The following is a 17,348-nucleotide window of genomic DNA, read 5'->3' on the forward strand; positions in this document are numbered from 1 at the left end:
TACTTATAATTTTTACTCATGAAAAAATATATAGTACTCTTTTTACTTCTTCCGTTATGGGCTTTTTCTCAGAAAATGGTTTCAAAGGAAGAGAAAGAGGTACAGAAATTTCAGAAAGAGCTGAATGCTGAGTATCTCAATCCAAAAGAGACACCTTTAAGAGGAGATAATTTTAAAAATTTTAAAGGCCATCCGTTCTTTCCTTTTGATGCCAAATACAGAGTAACTGCAAAATTTGTTAAATCAAAAGATACAAAGCCTTTTGAACTTCCTACCTCTTCGGGAAAAACAAAACCCTATCAGGAATATGGTAAAGCAACATTTACGCTGGATGATAAACCGTACACCGTAACACTATACCAGAGTCTGGCTTTGATCAAACAGGATAAATACAAAGACTATCTTTTTCTTCCTTTCCGTGATGCAACCAATGAGAAAGAAACCTATGGAGGCGGAAAATATATGGATCTAAAAATCCCGAAAGGAAATACCATTATATTGGATTTTAACCAGTCTTATCATCCTTTCTGTGCCTATAATGCTTATGATTACAATTGTCCTGTTGTTCCCGAGGAAAATAAACTTCCCGTGGAAATCCGTGCAGGAGTAATGTATGAAGATATCTACCATCACTAATATTTATGATACATTTAGAGTTTTTTAAACCAGAAGATCTTTCCGGGGTCTGCTATGCATTGGATGAAAACCAGATGAAGTTCACTGCAACTGCTCAGCAGGCTTTACAGAGTATCAGCGAACGGGATGATAATGATGCATTTCCGGTAACTATATTTGAAAATAATGAGCCGGCCGGTTTTTTTGTTATTGATTTCGGGAAAGATAAATTTGAGCTTACAGATAATGAAAACTCGGCATTACTACGTTCCTTATCTGTGAACCCGCAAATGCAGGGAAAAGGAATTGGAAAGGCAGCAATGCTGAAAGTAGATGATTTTATAAGAGACCGTTTCAATACCTGCGATGAAATTGTACTTGCCGTAAATCAGAAAAATGATTCCGCTTATCATATTTATCTGCAGGCAGGATATGTTTATGATGGTAAAACAAGAATCGGAAGAAGCGGACCTCAGTACCTGATGCATAAAAAACTTTAATAAAATTTTAAAATCTTTATTTTTTATCTGCTGATATCTTTCCATAACTTTGAGTAACATCAAATTATAAAACATGGAAATATCACTTCAAAATCAGGTAGCTGTAGTTACAGGAGCATCCAGCGGAATTGGTTCAGGAATCGCAAAGTCATTGGCTGCTGCAGGTGCGGCAGTCATTGTCAATCATTCATCAGAAAGATCTTTGGAAGAAGCTCAAGCGGTATTGAAAGAAATAACTGATGCAGGCGGAAAAGGAATGACTTACCAGTGTGATGTTTCCAAAGAAGATCAGGTGGTCAGAATGTTTCAGGATGTAGTTTCAGAATATCATACGGTAGATATCCTGATCAATAATGCAGGGATTCAAAAGGATGCAAAATTTACCGAAATGACGATGGATCAGTGGAATGCTGTCATTGGGGTAAATCTGACGGGACAGTTCTTGTGTGCAAGAGAAGCTATTAAAGAGTTTCTTCGACGGGGAATAGATCCTTCACGTTCTGTTGCCTGCGGAAAGATCATCCATATCAGCTCTGTACATGAAATTATCCCATGGGCCGGACATGCTAATTATGCCTCCAGTAAAGGAGCTATCCGAATGCTGATGCAAACTTTAGCTCAGGAATATGGCGCAGACAAAATCCGGGTCAACTCTATCTGTCCGGGAGCAATACAGACTCCTATTAATAAAAACGCCTGGGATACCCCTGAAGCCCTTAATTCTCTTCTTACTCTCATTCCTTATAACAGGATAGGACAGCCTCAGGATATAGGAAACTTAGCCGCGTTCCTTGCCAGCGATCTCGCGGATTATATTACCGGAACCAGTATTTTCATTGATGGCGGTATGACTACATTTGAAAGTTTTTCTACAGGAGGGTAATGCAGTTTAAAGTTTTGAGATTATTCGTAGAACTTGAAACAAAATTAAATATTACTCATTACTCATTATTTATTACTCATAATTATTGCTTATGTCAGAAAAACAGAGAATTTCAGATATCTCATGGAAAAAATGGGGACCTTATGTAAGTAACCGTGAATGGGGACTTGTCCGTGAAGATTATAGTGAAAACGGAGATGCCTGGAATTATACCAATCATGATACAGCAGAAGCCAAAACATACCGTTGGGGAGAGGAAGGAATATGTGGGATCTGCGATGATCTTCAGAAACTTGTATTTTCTGCCGGATTCTGGAATAAAAAAGACAAAATGGTAAAAGAACGGTTCTTCGGGCTTACCAATGGTCAGGGGAATCACGGTGAAGATGTTAAGGAGTATTTTTATTACCTGGATTCTACCCCTACTCATTCCTATATGAAGATGCTGTATAAGTATCCTCAGAATACTTTTCCTTATGAAGATCTGATCAAAGTAAATGCAGGAAGAGGAAAAGACGAACCAGAATATGAGCTGATTGATACAGGAATTTTTGATAATAATGAATATTTTGACATCTTTATTGAGTATGCAAAAGAAAGTCAGAATGATATCCTGGCCAGGATAACAGTTGTTAATAAATCTGAAAAAGAAGCTTCCCTTGTTATATTACCAACGGTCTGGTTCCGGAATACCTGGAAGTGGGGCTATGATGACTACAGACCTCATCTGCAAGCCGAAGATGCAGACCGTATTCAAGTGAATCACCGGGATATTGAGATTAAGAACGTGTATGCAAAGCAGTCTTTAAAGACTTTGTTTTGTGATAATGAAACCAATAACGAAAGACTCTATCAGTCTTCCAATGATTCGGAATATTGTAAGGATGGAATCAATAATTTTGTGATGACGGGAAATTCCCAGTCAGTGAATACACAGAATATAGGAACTAAAGCATCTTTTTTTATTGATGAAGATTTTAAATCCGGAGAATCCAAAACTTTTGAATTCAGATTTTCAGACAAAGATCTACGTGAACCGTTCAGTGATTTTGATATAATTTTTGAGCAAAGGCAAAAAGAAGCAGATGACTTCTATGCAGAAATCCAGAAAGGGATTTCTTCCGAAGATGAAAGATTAATACAAAGGCAGGCATTTGCAGGGATGTTGTGGAACAAAATGTATTACCATTACAATGTTGAAAAATGGCTCAAAGGGGATCCGGGAGAAATGCGCCCTCCAAAATCCAGAGAAAAAATAAGAAATTACGATTGGAAACATCTTAACAATGAACATATTATTTCCATGCCTGATAAATGGGAATATCCCTGGTATGCCACCTGGGATCTTGCCTTTCATACGATCAGTTTTTCTCTGGTAGATCCTGATTTTGCCAAGCATCAGCTGAAGCTTTTCCTGTTTGAATGGTATATGCATCCCAACGGACAGCTTCCTGCCTACGAGTGGGATTTCAGTGATGTGAATCCTCCTGTACATGCATGGGCTGTTTTCAGGGTATTTAAGATTGATGAGTATTTAAAGAACAAACCAGATCTTGAATTTCTGGAAAGTGCCTTCCAGAAATTGCTGATGAATTTTACATGGTGGGTTAACAAAAAGGATAGTAATGGTAATAATATCTTCGAGGGGGGATTTTTAGGACTTGATAATATAGGGGTTTTTGACAGAAACGCTGTTCTGCCCAATGGTGAACAGCTTGAACAATCAGATGGGACGAGCTGGATGGCAATGTTTGCTCTGAATATGATGCGGATTGCACTTGAACTGGCACTCTATAATACTGTATACGAGGAAATGGCAATGAAGTTTTTCGAACATTTCCTGGCCATTGCCCACTCATTAGATAATATGGGAGATGAAAATTTCAGTTTGTGGGATGAGGAAGATGAATTTTTTTATGACGCTATTACTTCTGGTGACGGAACCCATATGTACCTGAGACTGCGTACAATTGTAGGACTGATCCCCATGTTTGCCGTTGAGGTCATAGATGATGAAATGATTGAGAATCTTCCCAATTTTAAGAAAAGAATGAAGTGGGTACTGGAAAATAAACCCGAACTGGCTTCTCTCGTTTCAAGATGGGAGGTTAAGGGCCAGGATTCTAAACACCTTTTATCCCTGCTTCGAGGGCACCGTTTAAAAAGGCTTTTGCACAGAATGCTGAATCCGGATGAATTTTTAAGCGATTATGGAGTAAGAGCTTTATCAAAAGAATATGAAGATCATCCTTACACTTTAACTTTGAATGGGACGGATTATAATGTAAAATATACTCCTGCAGAAAGTGACAGTGGATTGTTTGGTGGAAACAGCAACTGGCGTGGGCCGGTATGGTTTCCTATTAATTTCCTTATTATTGATAGTCTTCAGCGTTTTTTCTTCTATTACAGCCCTGATTTTTTGGTGGAATATCCCACTGGAAGTGGAAATTATTCGAACCTGGATCAGATTGCTGACTCTTTGAATCAAAGACTTACCAAAATCTTTTTAAAAGATGAAAACGGAAAACGACCGGTTCATGGTCAATATGAGAGATTTCAGACCGATCCGGATTTTAAAGACTATATCCTGTTCTATGAATATTTTCATGGAGATAACGGTCGTGGAGTAGGAGCTTCCCATCAGACAGGCTGGACAGGGCTCATTGCCAAAATCCTGCAGCCCCGGTTTTCAAAAAAAGAAATGGCAGAATCTGAAACCCAAATGCCGGATGATCTTGATAAAACAAAGGGAAAGTAAAAGACAATTCTTTTATGGCTAATTGAATTTATTCAAAAATCTGCTGTATAATTTCCAGAGAAGCCGGTGTTTTGAAATCGGTAATATGATAATGATAATATATTAAAATACTATCAAGAAAATCCTTTCTAAGAGAAGAACGGACTTTTGTTGCATAAAAATCATCGGCATAAAGAGCTTCCTTCCATAATGTGGAGATTTCCTCATTGAACAGCTGGTGGCTTATTTGTAGAGAAAATGTGCCGGTTTCAGGGTCTAAAAAAGATCCTTCACCCATTAACGGAGCAACTCCCTGAATTTTTAAAACATCAAGTAAGAAAAGCAGATGGGCCTGATAATTTTTATGGGTCAGCTGATTGATAAAGGTATCTATACAGGAATAGATTGCCATATTCTTGTTTTCATATTTAAGAACATGGCTTAAAAAATCAGAAATAAAAAAGATGATAGTGTTTATCTTTACGTCTGTGTAGATATCATTATTTTTTACCAGTTCAAATCGGGAAACAGACGATATGCTGTTGCCTCTGGACGGATGTACAGAAAAGCTAAGCTGATTCAATGGCTGCAAGAGGGCTTTTTTCTTATTTTTCTTGGAATAAATTCCTTTTAAAAAATAGCTCTGAAAACCTTCTTCTTCTGTAAAACAATGCAATACTGCATCATTTTCTCCGTATTTTATAAATGAGAGTAAAAAACCGTTCTGTAAATTCATTAATTGACTACTCCTATTTTGGCTGTAGCTTTATCAGAGCCATCTTCATTCGTCATCAGTACAAAATAAATTCCTGATGCTACTCTTATTCCTTTCTGATTATTAAGATCCCATTCGTAATAACCTCCTCTGGCTACTGCCGAATGCACTACATTTCCAGCAGCATCTACGATCCTTATATTGGTTTTTTCTGCAAGCCCTTTGATCGTAACTTTTCCTTTAAAATTTGAATAAACTACTGGGTTAGGGTACACTACCACATCTCCAAAGTTGGATGTCACATCTGCAACATCACCCTGATATGTCACAATACCATTGTAAGTTACAAAATATACCTTGCCGGTTTTGTTATCAATCTTTATATCAGTAACAGTATTTGTAGGAAGAGGTGAATTTTCCCTGGTAAAATGCTTTATTGTTTTCTGTCCATCGGAAGAAAGGTAGTATACACCACCCCCATCCACAGAGACCCACTTTTGATCTCCTCCGTCTACAGCAATCTGAAGAATTGCTGATTCTCTGAAAAGTTCTTCCCCCAGACCGTTTTGCTCTATGACAATAGGCTCCATTGCAGGGTGAGAATTTTTGATTTCAGATGAAGCATTGGGCATTACTCTTAAACCACTATTGGTGCCTATCCAGGCATCTCCTGACTTGTCGAATGTTACAGATAATGCTCCACTTGAACTTCCTGGAAGTCCGTTTGTTTCCGCGAGAATATAGTCTGTATCATCGGAAAGATTGGTGGCATTTTTGTAGTCATATACCCAAAAATTATTGGATCTTGGCAGTGGGGTCCATAGCATATTTTCATGGAAAACAGTTTTCTGGATCCCGTCACTGGCGAGCACTATTTTCTTGATAATAAAATCATCAGCGGCTTTATCATAGATTCCCATGGAAGGGTTACCATCATTAAATCCAAAAGAGACAAAGAAATTGCTCTGGGAATCCCCTGCAAAACCTACAGGACGTCTGTAGTAGGGCTGTGCACCAAGGTTATAGTATTTTACCAATTCAAAGTCTTTGCTTGTCGCATTATATTTCATTCTGTAGACCCCATTATCAAACATGGTATAGTTGGCAAAAAATACCTCATTATTGGTGAATGGACTTATTGTAGCATCTAATACGTTGATTTGCTTCGGGTTATTAATGAAAAACGAAGGGTAGATCCATTCTGTACCATTGAAATAATAGAAGCCAGGTTTCTTAGGGTTAATGGCAGGTTCATTATAGTTATTTGCTCTTGCTCCGGTAGAAACAAGCATCTGATTATTGTCAAACAGATTAATGTTATAAGCTATATTGAAATAAGGACCTGAAGGCTTATAGGTGTTATTGTTTTCATCTTTTATCCCGGATAATACCGTTCCTCCTAAAATTTTACCGCCAGCGGTAGTAGCTGTATTGCATTCTTCCCCAAGGCTTATTGAATTTTGTGAAACTCCGTTCAGACCGTAAGTATACACTCTGTTGTCAGTCACTACAATACTGTTGGAAGTAACAACAACGTCCCGGATATTTCCAAAGCTGGTAGGTAACTGTGTCGGAGTGCCATTATTATAAATATATGCCGCTGTAGCATTTGAGAAAACAAGTTCAGATTCTGAGTCAATATGTTTGAAAGCTCCGGGAACTTCTGTAGTCCAGGTAGAATATACCGGGAAGGTAGTGTTCATTTGATGGCTTTTTAATCCGGTATTGGTTACAGAATATACTTTATTCCCCAATATGGTTGCTTCATTGCTTGCTTCATATATTCCTCCATTCAGAAAGAACGCAGAATCTCCGAACTCTTTATTGTTCAGATTAAATAAAGAAAGGCCATAGCCTACAGAAACGACAGCCTGATCTCCGGTTATGGAAATATGATTAACTTTTTTATCTCCGTTGTAGCCCGTTGCAATAGGGATATCAACAATATATTTGATTTCCTGCGGAGTGATAACGTCCATAGATCCGTCTTGATAACCTATAAGCCCGATTTTGGTTTGGGGATTATAATCAAAAGCTGTAATTCCGATGTTGTGAAGACCATTTGCTTTGGATAGTTTCGTAATTTCTCCTGTCGCCATTGTATAATAGAATATTCCGTTTTCTGTGGCTGCAATGATTTTTCCATTGTCTTCTTTCATGGCCAAGACATTATTGTAGGAAAACAGATCTGCCCATTTTTTTGATGAAATGACCTGTGCTTTTGTCAACTGCAGAGATGCTAAAATACCAAGAGAAATTAGAGAGAGTTTTTTCATATTATGCGATTATGCTGCTGTCTATTGCCTGATTGTTCCAGGAAATATGCTGTACGTTTTTGTTGATATCAAAATAAAAATCTATTCTACCCAAAAGAAGTCCTGCCCATCCAACCTGGTTCACAAGTACATTTTTGCCCTGTCTGTTAGTAAAAGATTGAGGTTCCGGTAAGAATGTATGAGTATGGCCTCCCAGAATAATATCAATATTTTCTGTATTGGCTGCTAAAATTTTATCACTTATTTTATTCGGTTCTTCTTTATAATCGTAACCGATGTGTGAAAGACAAATCACAAGATCACATTTCTGATCTTTTTTCAGGAAGTCTGAATAATGTTGTGCTACATCAATCGGATTGGAATAAATGGTTTCTCCATACTGTTTTTTGCCTACAAGACCATCCAGCTGAATGCCAACCCCGAAAATTCCTACTTTGATTCCATTCTTGCTGAAGATCTGATATGGAGAAGTTTTCCCGTCAAGAACCGTATTTTTAAAATCATAATTGGAACAGATAAAAGGAAATTTCGCATTAGGAAGTACCTTTAAAAATCCGTCGAGACCATTATCAAAATCATGATTTCCCATTGTAGAGGCATCATATTTCATCATGGACATTAATTTGAATTCCAGCTCTCCTCCAAAGAAATTGAAATAAGGAGTTCCCTGAAAAATATCTCCGGAATCAAGAAGAAGCACATTGTTTTCCTGGCTTCTGATTTGCTGGATTAAGCTTGCCCTTCTTGCAAAACCTCCCTGATTGGGGTTTTTTGTATAGCCTGAGTCAAAAGGTTCAATTCTGCTGTGCTGGTCATTGGTATGAAGAATGGTCAGTTTATTTGCGGATTTTACATTGAGCATTTTTAAATCTTCCGCCATCATCATATTGGGAGCTAAAGCCATTGCTAAAGATCCGCCTCCTATTGCTTTTAAAAAACTTTTTCTATCCATTATTTCTTCCCGATAAAATTTAAACGAACATCCGAATTGGGTACAACTTCAGGAGATTTTTTAAAGTAATCAATAAATAGATCTCTCATTTTAATTCCGGTTGAAATTGATTCTCCTTTGGCAAAAAATTTCATATTGTCTCCCCCCAGTGCAAGGTAGTCTGAAGTGGCAATATAATAATCTTTAGCCGGATCTACTGTTTTTCCGTCGACTAAAGATTTGATGATCTGTCCGTTCTTTGTTTCAATGTATAAATGAGAAACAGGATTGTTGACCTGCGTTTTTGCATAATACTCAAAGAGTTCCTGTAGATCTGTTCCTTTCATTTTTACAATGACCACTTCGTTTTCGAAAGGCATTACTTCAAATATATTTTTAAGCAAAATATCTCCCTTTCCGATTGTAGTACGGATTCCTCCGATATTGATCAGTGCAGCATCTACATTTTGCTTACGATGAGTTTTCATCCATTCATTACCTCCTTCAAATGTATAGTCAGCTAAAAGATTTCCCAGGTTGCTATTGTCACCCTGCTTGGTAAGATCTACATTGGTATGAGAGATCTTCTGATTCATTTCTTTATCCAGTTTCTGTTTATAAGGCTCAATAAATTTTACAACTTCCTCATCATTCTTTAGCTCATTATTAATAGAAATATTTTTCTGGGTCTTTACATTCACAAGCTGAGGCGCAGAAGCCGTTTTGCATGCAGTAATGGACACCAGGGCAATTCCTAATAATAAGAATTTATTTTTCATAATATCTTTTAGTATATGCAAATATAACTATATGTATAATAAAACATTATTATTTATTATAAATTCTTACCGTAAATGATTAAATTTGGCAAAAATAATTCTAACAGATGAGCATTTTAAAAGGAGTAGGTGTTGCATTGGTAACGCCCTTTAATGAAGATTTATCCGTTGACTTCGACAGTTTAACAAAACTTGTTGAATACAATATCGAAAACGGAACCAATTATTTGGTGGTATTGGGAACTACGGCAGAAGCCGCAACGCTTTCTGCAGAGGAGAAGAAACAGGTAATTGAGCATATCATTAAGGTGAATAATAAACGTCTTCCTTTGGTTTTAGGAATTGGCGGCAACAATACTCTTGAAGTCAAGAAAGAGATTGAAGGAGCAGATCTTTCTGCATTTGAAGCAGTACTTTCAGTATCTCCATATTACAATAAACCTAATCAGGAAGGGCTTTATCAACACTATAAAGCTTTGGCTTCCACAGGGAAAAATATTATTATTTATAATGTTCCTTCAAGAACGGGGCAGAATATAGAATCAGATACAACCCTTCGTCTTGCAAAAGAATTTCCTAATTTGTTTTTAATCAAAGAAGCTGCCCCAAACATTTTGCAGTATTTTGATATTCTGAGAAAAAAGCCTGAAGGGTTTTCTTTAGTTTCCGGAGACGATGAATATACATTACCGGTAACTTTAGCAGGAGGAGACGGGGTGATTTCTGTAATCGGACAGGCCTATCCTAAGGAATTCTCTACAATGGTACAGCTGGCTTTCGATGGAAAAGTAAAAGAAGCTTACGATATTCACAACAAGCTGGTAGACATTACCCGTTTGATTTTTGCAGAAGGAAATCCTTGCGGTATTAAAGTAATACTGGCTGAAAAAGGAATCATTAAAAACCATCTGAGACTTCCTTTGGTAAAAGCATCAGAAGGGCTTCACGCAAAGATTAAAGCTGAAATGGCAAACATTTAATAAGAGCAGGCAAAATGAATTTGGGTCGTGTATTAAAATTCACCAGCCATTATTGAACAATATAAATAAAGAGTGAAAAGTTTAGGCTTTTCACTTTTTTTAATCATCATAATATTAACAGATCATGAAATTAAGACAGGCAACAGCAGCAGATATTCCATTAATTCAGGATCTTGCGCAAAGATCATGGGAAAATGCTTATGCAGACATTCTTTCGAAGGAACAAATGGAATTTATGCTCTCTGAAATGTATTCTGAAGCAGAAATTCTTAATCATCTCCAAAATCCTCATTATCATTATTATCTTATTCAGGATGAAAATAATGATTCCTATGAAGGGTTTATCGGCTATGAGCATCATTATGAAGAAAAAACAACCAAACTTCACCGCATTTATCTGATTCCTGAGAGTAAAGGAAAAGGGTTTGGAAAAGGCGCGCTTCAGTTCCTGAATGAGAGGGTTTTTGAAAGCGGGAACAACAGAATTATTTTGAACGTTAATAAATACAATGCTGCCAGAAACTTCTATGAGTCTCAAGGTTACAGAGTATATGACGAAGGTGTTTTTGATATCGGAAACGGATTTGTAATGGATGATTATCTGATGGAATTCCTAATTCACCCATGATTGACTTAAAATTTTGTAACTTTATCCTGTAATTCTATAACAGGTGACTTCTTTTTTTGAGCCATCTTTGTTTCAGAACCAAATCACTTATAACAATACATTCATATGCTTGGTTTTGAGCTGATTCAGCTTTTTATCAGTATATTTTTTTCATCCTTAGTGTTTAAATTCCTGTATTCAATAATACAGGAGTTTTTTCGTCTCTATATCAAAATAAAAAAATATCTTTCTATTTCACTTTTAAATGAAATAAATTATTATATTTACTAAATAAATTGGCTTTATATATACTAATAGGATGAAAATGTATGTCAAATTTGATTTCAATGCCCTTTGTAAGAAGGTATTGGACGAGAAACTAAAAGAACACGGACTGAAGTACAGATTACTGAACTTCGGTGAGGTGGAATTCTATGAACCTCTTACACAGGAACAACACTCCCTTTTTAAAAAAAATCTTGAAGACTATGGGATCGAGATCATAGAAAGCCAAAAGACCGCTCTTGTACAGAAAATAAAAGATGCTATCGTAGAACTTGTCTTCTCAGAAGAGATCATACCGGTAAAAGCATCGATCTATATTTCTGAGAGACTGAATCATAGCTATGGGTATCTTTCCAATCTGTTTTCAGAACTTGCCTACACCTCCATAGAGAATTTTATTATTATGCAAAAAATAGAACATGCTAAGGAGCTGATCATTAGAAACAAACAAAGTCTTACAGAAATTGCCCATAAGCTGAACTACTCCAGTGTAGCCCATTTGAGTACCCAGTTCAAAAACACAACGGGAATTACTCCGTCCCAGTTTCAAAAGATCATTGGAAAACGGAGGAAGGTACAGAGTACAGCAATAAATCATAAAATGCAGTATGAATAAAGAATTTTTGAATGTAATAGTAGCAGACAACGATGAAAACACCTTGATTTTTTTTAAGAATATTTTGAAAGAGTTGAAAATCTCTATAAAAGTTCAATGTTTCACTAACGGGAAAGACCTGATGAGATACCTGAATAATGATGATGCCGTAGTGCCTGAACTTGTTTTCATTAAATATACAATCCCCGGAAAAGAAAGTATGGAATGCCTTGAAGAAATTGAATCGAACCCAAAATTCAATAATATGGTAACCGTTATTTTTTCGGAAGCGATTCCGGAAAATGAAGTTGAAGATATTTTTGTAAAAGGGGCTAATATTTATATGAAAAAACCAGAGTGTTTTGAGAAACTTAAAAAGGTGCTTACGGATATTATTACTATCAATTGGCAATATCATACTTCAGGATTAAATATAGATAATTTTATTATGAAAGTATGATGGATAAAGGAATTGTTAATTTAATATTAAGGATTTTAAAATCGTATTTAATGCATACTATTCACAAATAAGTGAAAATTTTATAACTAATAATTAAAATAATATAAAAAGGATCTGAATTAATATACTGACATTTGTAAAAGTAATCTCAGACACAAATTTCATTATATAGAAGAAGATACAGATGAATGAAAAGTAATTGTTTCTAAAGAACAAAAAAAATTATATAAATAACGATGTTAGTTAACAAAATGAATTATAATAATTTTCCAATTTTAAAGCACAGAAGATCTTTAAACAAAACGGTACAATCATGAAAACTCAATAGTAGTTGGAGGTATTTTTATTCGTTTCATTCCCTCATCTCCATCGAAACACAGTTAGTTTTTATAATAAGCAAGTTGGAAAAAAATAATTCATTTTGTTTTTTATAATTTATTTTAATAGTTATGGCTTTATCTCATAACATATTATTATATAAATATTTTCACACCACATCACAAAATATTAAGTGTAAACTATTAAAATAAATTTTTAGAGAAACAAAAAGTAATTTCTTCTAAATAACAGTTTTATAAGGGGGCCGCAGAAAATTTTTTTCTGCGGTTTTTTTATGATATTTTGCTCCACTTATTTTTTCCTCTGTAATATCTGATATAATAATTCTTAATAATCAGATTATCAGGTCTGGAAAGCATAGGATCTGCTTCCAGAATTTTTTCTACCGTATTTTTTGTTGTTTTAATGATGGCTGAATCATTGATAAGATCCAGTTTTTTAAAATCGACCACTCCGCTTTGCTGCGTACCCAGAATATCTCCTGGACCCCGAAGCTGCATATCCACTTCAGAAATTTTAAAGCCATCGTTGGTTTCTGTCATTGTTTTGATACGGGTTCTGCTTTCCTTGGATAACTTATCAGAAGTCATCAGGATACAGTAACTCTGTTCAGCTCCTCTTCCCACGCGGCCTCTCAGCTGGTGAAGCTGTGACAGCCCAAACCTTTCGGAACTTTCAATGACCATTACTGAAGCATTGGGAACATTTACGCCCACTTCAATTACGGTGGTTGCCACCATAATCTCTGCTTTCCCGGAGGCAAAATAGGCCATGGCAGCATCTTTTTCATCCGGTTTCATTTTTCCATGAAGCATGGTTACATTGTATTCTGAGAAATAATCCATGACGTGTTCTAAACCTTCCATCAGGTTTTTATAATCTAACGTTTCAGATTCTTCAATAAGTGGATATACAAAATAAACCTGCCGCCCTTTTTTAATTTCATCTTTACAGAAATTATAGACATACAGTCTGTCTTTTTCACGTCTATGAGCGGTAATAATGGGTTTTCTTCCCACTGGCATTTCATCAATTACGGAAACATCCAGATCAGAATAAAAACTCATTGCCAGAGTCCTTGGAATGGGGGTGGCGGTCATGACCAGAATATGTGGGGGAATTTTATTTTTAGCCCAAAGCTTAGCCCGTTGGGCAACCCCAAATCTATGCTGCTCATCAATAATTGCCAATCCCAGATTTTTAAATTTAACCTTATCTTCTAAAACGGCATGGGTTCCCACTAGAATAGAAAGGATCCCGTTTTCCAGTTCCTCATGGATAATTCTTCTTTCGGCTGCTTTGGTAGAACCTGTCAGAAGACGGATATTGATTCCTGTTTTTTCTAACAATTCTTTGATTCCGTTGTAATGCTGTTGGGCAAGAATTTCTGTTGGAGCCATCAGGCAGCTCTGAAAACCGTTGTCCATCGCAATAAGCATGGTAAGAAGTGCTACCATTGTCTTTCCTGATCCTACATCGCCCTGTAAAAGCCTGTTCATCTGGATTGGCCTTTTCATATCCATACGGATCTCCTTTAATACTCTTTTTTGGGCATTGGTAAGGTCAAAAGGAAGATGATTTTCATAAAAATCATTGAAATGATCACCAATTATTGGAAAAGGATTACCATGTGATTGGGTTTTATGGTGGAGTTTCTTTAAGCCATATCCTAACTGAAAGAAAAATGACTCTTCAAATTTCAGCCGGTAATCAGCCTTATCAAAATGTTCTGCATCCTTCGGAAAGTGAACATTCAGAAAAGCATGCTGCCTTGACATGAACTTAAAAGTTTTCATCAGATAATCCGGAAAATTCTCTTCAATGAGGCTTGGGATCTCTTTGCAGATATTTCTTAAGGCATTCTGAAAAAACCTTTGATTTAACCCTCTTTTGGTGAGTTTTTCAGAACTCGGATATATAGGTTTCAGACGGGTATCTCCCTCTTTTTTTTCTTCAGCTTCTATTTCCGGATGCGGCATGGAAAACTGGCGGTTGAAAACATTGATCTTTCCAAAAATATAAACCTCTTTATTTACAGGCAGCTGTTCTTTCAGCCATTTTGAATACTGAAACCATACAAGATCCATACTGCCTGTTTCATCATTGAACTTTGCAGATAATCTTTTGGTTTTGCCGGTTTGGATTTCCTGTACCTGGGTGATTTTCCCTTTCAGCTGTATTTCCTGATTGCTTTCTTCCTGAAGCTGGGAAATTTTATAAATTTTACTTTTGTCAAGGTAGCGGATAGGGTAGAAATTCAGCATATCTTCTACAGTAGATAAGCCCAACACATTTTTAATGAGTTTGGCTCTTTCCGGACCTATTCCTTTTACATATTCTATGGAAGTTTCTAAAGTCATTTTGCGTTTGAGATCTGGTTCAACATGTCCAGATCAGTATGAAAAAACAAAGGTCCGAATTTCGGTAAAATAAAAAAGACTTCCAAAAAAATTGAAAGTCTGTATGGTGAATTTTTAGAATTGAATCCGGAAATCGGGACTTAAACCCTAAATTAATCTTTAATTTTAGATTTGAACTTTTTCTGGTAATCCTCCCACTGTTCTCTGGTTTTAATCTTTTTGAACAGATCTTTGGAGATCAGTTCCAGATAAGGCTCCAGTTCTTTGGCTGATAATTCTCCCTGAAGAATGGTGATAGGATCTCCCTTTTCATCCAGGAATACTGTACTTGGAACAGCACCTACATTCATATACTGTGTAAATTCATGCAAAGAATTTCTTCCTTTTTTGTGTTCAGTATCAGGGTTGGAAAATGTTCTTCCAAAGATTTCAATACTCTTTTTTTCTTCAGCATTGAATTTTACCGGATAGTAATTCTCATTCAGATTCTGAGCGATTACGGAATGTCCGTAAGTCTTTTTATCCATAATCTTGCAGGGACCACACCAGTCTGCATAAAAATCAATAAGTATTTTTTTGGGATTTTCTTTTTGAGCTTTCAAGGCTTCCTCAATGGTCATCCACTTTACCTGGGCAAAGCTGAAATTTAATAGAAGTAAGAGAACTATGCTTAAAATTTTCTTCATATTGTGATATTTAGGTAAAAATAAGCATAATTACTTATTTTCTATTTTACATCCTGCATTAATTTTTTCACGTACGGAGATATCAAAATTAATACCACTCCGGCAATTACCGCATACAATCCCAATTGTTTATATCCATCAGTATAAGTGATCAAAGCATCATAGTTACTGGAACCTTCTTTTGATGTTGCAAGACTGGCACCGATAATCCCTGCAACATATTGTCCATACGCTGAAGCAAGAAACCACATTCCCATCATCATTCCCTGAAGATTTTTGGTAGAAAGCTTTGTCATAATGGATAATCCGATAGGAGAGAGGCATAATTCCCCCAGAGTAATGATTAATAATGCCAGAGTAAAGAAGTTCAAAGAAGTAATTCCCTGAAGATCTGCAAATAAGCGGGTGGCAAATAAAACATAGTACCCCAGTCCCAGGAAAATAAATCCTAATCCGAATTTAATAATCGTATTGGGTTCAATTTTTCTTTTATTCATCCAGATCCAAAGAAGTCCGATCAATGGAGCAAGGAAGATAATAAAGAAGGCTCCTCCTGAATTATTAACCCCATTGGGGTCTAATCCGAAAAGGTCTTTGTTCAGGTTTTTAGCTGCGAAAATACTTAATGATCCACCGCTTTGCTCATAAATTCCCCAGAATATGATGGAAAAAATAATGAAGACTAAAGCTGCCCAAAGCTTTTTACGTTCAGAAGTGGTGACTTTAGACATTTCATAGAATAAATAGATTAAAGTTAATGGCCCGATCGTCCACATAAAATAATCTGTATATTCTGTCTTCGCTACCATGGTCATAATGACAGGAACAAAAACTAACGATAAAACATATACCCCATACTCTTTCCATTTTGGAATAGGAGCAGTTTTCGTTTCTGCTAAAGGATGCCCTGGCTGTAAACCGATAGTACCCAACGTTCTTTGTGTAAAAACAAAGTTAATTAAGCTTACTACCATTACTATTGAAGCTAACCCGAAAGCAATATGCCATCTCATTTCTTCTGCAATAATATTACTTAGAAATTCTCCTTTACCAATAGCAATACATAAATAACCACCCAGCAATGCTCCAAGATTAATTCCCGCATAGAAAAGAGAAAATCCGGCATCAGCTCTTGAGTCATTAGGTTTATAAAGCTGTCCAACCATAGATGAAATGTTTGGTTTGAAGAAACCTGTACCTACTACGGTGAATGCTATTCCTAAGAAAAAGAATTTGTGGGGATCCGTAGCAAGAATTAAACTTCCTACAATCATCAGAAGGCCTCCCCAGAAAAGGGATTTTCTGAATCCTAAAATTTTATCGGCAAAAAGACCACCTACAAAAGTAAAGGCATACACAAAAGCCTGGGTGGCACCATATTGAAGATTGGCTTCTTTTTCATGGAAATTAAGCTGAGAGATCATAAAAAAGACCAGCATTCCACGCATTCCGTAGAAACAGAAACGTTCCCACATTTCAGAGAAAAACAGGCTCCAGATCTGTCTGGGATATTTTCCTTTGAAATTTTGTATTTCATCTAAAGTTAAGCTCATAATGATATATGATTAAGTTCTAATTAAGGGTTTTTATTGTCCTG

The 17,348-nt window shown here is 36.2% G+C and carries 15 protein-coding genes; 8 read left to right on the top strand and 7 right to left on the bottom strand.

The features are described from left to right. Positions 1–18 precede the first annotated feature (18 nt). The 4 genes from AC3FI7_RS20535 (at position 19) to AC3FI7_RS20550 (ending at position 4,759) form a co-directional block, all read left to right on the top strand. A complete protein-coding gene (locus tag AC3FI7_RS20535) occupies positions 19–636 on the top strand; it encodes a DUF1684 domain-containing protein (protein WP_491460794.1) in 618 nt (205 codons plus the stop codon). A 5-nt stretch (positions 637–641) separates the two neighbouring features. Beyond that, positions 642–1,115: a GNAT family N-acetyltransferase gene (locus tag AC3FI7_RS20540; RefSeq protein WP_343661217.1), complete on the top strand. Its 474-nt coding sequence runs from the start codon at positions 642–644 to the stop codon at positions 1,113–1,115. Between the two features lie 73 nt (positions 1,116–1,188). Further along, the gene (locus AC3FI7_RS20545; protein ID WP_142724142.1) at positions 1,189–1,998 is read left to right on the top strand and encodes a glucose 1-dehydrogenase; all 810 of its coding nucleotides are present in this window, start codon (positions 1,189–1,191) and stop codon (positions 1,996–1,998) included. A gap of 91 nt (positions 1,999–2,089) precedes the next feature. Then, entirely contained in the window at positions 2,090–4,759 is a 2,670-nt protein-coding gene (locus tag AC3FI7_RS20550) for an MGH1-like glycoside hydrolase domain-containing protein (RefSeq protein ID WP_142724141.1), read from the top strand. 28 nt (positions 4,760–4,787) lie between these two features. Here AC3FI7_RS20550 and recO read toward each other — a convergent pair whose 3' ends face one another. The 4 genes from recO to AC3FI7_RS20570 are packed head-to-tail and all read right to left on the bottom strand — an operon-like array spanning position 4,788 to position 9,439. Then, positions 4,788–5,474: a DNA repair protein RecO gene (gene recO / locus AC3FI7_RS20555; protein WP_142724140.1), complete on the bottom strand. Its 687-nt coding sequence runs from the start codon at positions 5,472–5,474 to the stop codon at positions 4,788–4,790. Then, positions 5,474–7,729: a type IX secretion system anionic LPS delivery protein PorZ gene (porZ, locus tag AC3FI7_RS20560; protein ID WP_491460795.1), complete on the bottom strand. Its 2,256-nt coding sequence runs from the start codon at positions 7,727–7,729 to the stop codon at positions 5,474–5,476. The genes recO and porZ overlap by 1 nt, the downstream gene beginning before the upstream one ends. 1 nt (position 7,730) lies before the next feature. Beyond that, complete coding sequence (locus AC3FI7_RS20565) at positions 7,731–8,681, bottom strand: bifunctional metallophosphatase/5'-nucleotidase (protein WP_142724138.1); 951 nt, start codon at positions 8,679–8,681, stop codon at positions 7,731–7,733. Then, a complete protein-coding gene (locus tag AC3FI7_RS20570; RefSeq protein WP_491460796.1) occupies positions 8,681–9,439 on the bottom strand; it encodes a 5'-nucleotidase C-terminal domain-containing protein in 759 nt (252 codons plus the stop codon). The genes AC3FI7_RS20565 and AC3FI7_RS20570 overlap by 1 nt, the downstream gene beginning before the upstream one ends. Before the next feature lie 107 nt (positions 9,440–9,546). Between AC3FI7_RS20570 and dapA the strand changes: the two genes are divergently transcribed. The 4 genes from dapA (at position 9,547) to AC3FI7_RS20590 (ending at position 12,366) form a co-directional block, all read left to right on the top strand. Further along, complete coding sequence (gene dapA, locus AC3FI7_RS20575; RefSeq protein ID WP_491460797.1) at positions 9,547–10,419, top strand: 4-hydroxy-tetrahydrodipicolinate synthase; 873 nt, start codon at positions 9,547–9,549, stop codon at positions 10,417–10,419. Positions 10,420–10,543: 124 nt separating this feature from the next. Further along, positions 10,544–11,047, top strand: coding sequence for a GNAT family N-acetyltransferase (locus tag AC3FI7_RS20580; RefSeq protein WP_343661209.1), 504 nt, complete (start codon positions 10,544–10,546; stop codon positions 11,045–11,047). A gap of 298 nt (positions 11,048–11,345) precedes the next feature. Further along, positions 11,346–11,927: a helix-turn-helix domain-containing protein gene (locus AC3FI7_RS20585; protein WP_142724134.1), complete on the top strand. Its 582-nt coding sequence runs from the start codon at positions 11,346–11,348 to the stop codon at positions 11,925–11,927. Next, a complete protein-coding gene (locus AC3FI7_RS20590; RefSeq protein ID WP_343661207.1) occupies positions 11,920–12,366 on the top strand; it encodes a response regulator in 447 nt (148 codons plus the stop codon). The genes AC3FI7_RS20585 and AC3FI7_RS20590 overlap by 8 nt, the downstream gene beginning before the upstream one ends. Positions 12,367–12,977: 611 nt before the next feature. Here the strand turns inward: AC3FI7_RS20590 and recG are convergent. The 3 genes from recG to AC3FI7_RS20605 form a co-directional block, all read right to left on the bottom strand. Then, positions 12,978–15,065: an ATP-dependent DNA helicase RecG gene (gene recG, locus AC3FI7_RS20595; protein ID WP_343661205.1), complete on the bottom strand. Its 2,088-nt coding sequence runs from the start codon at positions 15,063–15,065 to the stop codon at positions 12,978–12,980. Positions 15,066–15,217: 152 nt separating this feature from the next. Beyond that, complete coding sequence (locus tag AC3FI7_RS20600; RefSeq protein ID WP_343661203.1) at positions 15,218–15,751, bottom strand: thioredoxin family protein; 534 nt, start codon at positions 15,749–15,751, stop codon at positions 15,218–15,220. Between the two features lie 41 nt (positions 15,752–15,792). Beyond that, a complete protein-coding gene (locus tag AC3FI7_RS20605) occupies positions 15,793–17,304 on the bottom strand; it encodes a peptide MFS transporter (RefSeq protein ID WP_142724130.1) in 1,512 nt (503 codons plus the stop codon). Between the last annotated feature and the right edge of the window lie 44 nt (positions 17,305–17,348).

This window comes from Chryseobacterium sp. TQ-BC-N36 (assembly GCF_058382295.1).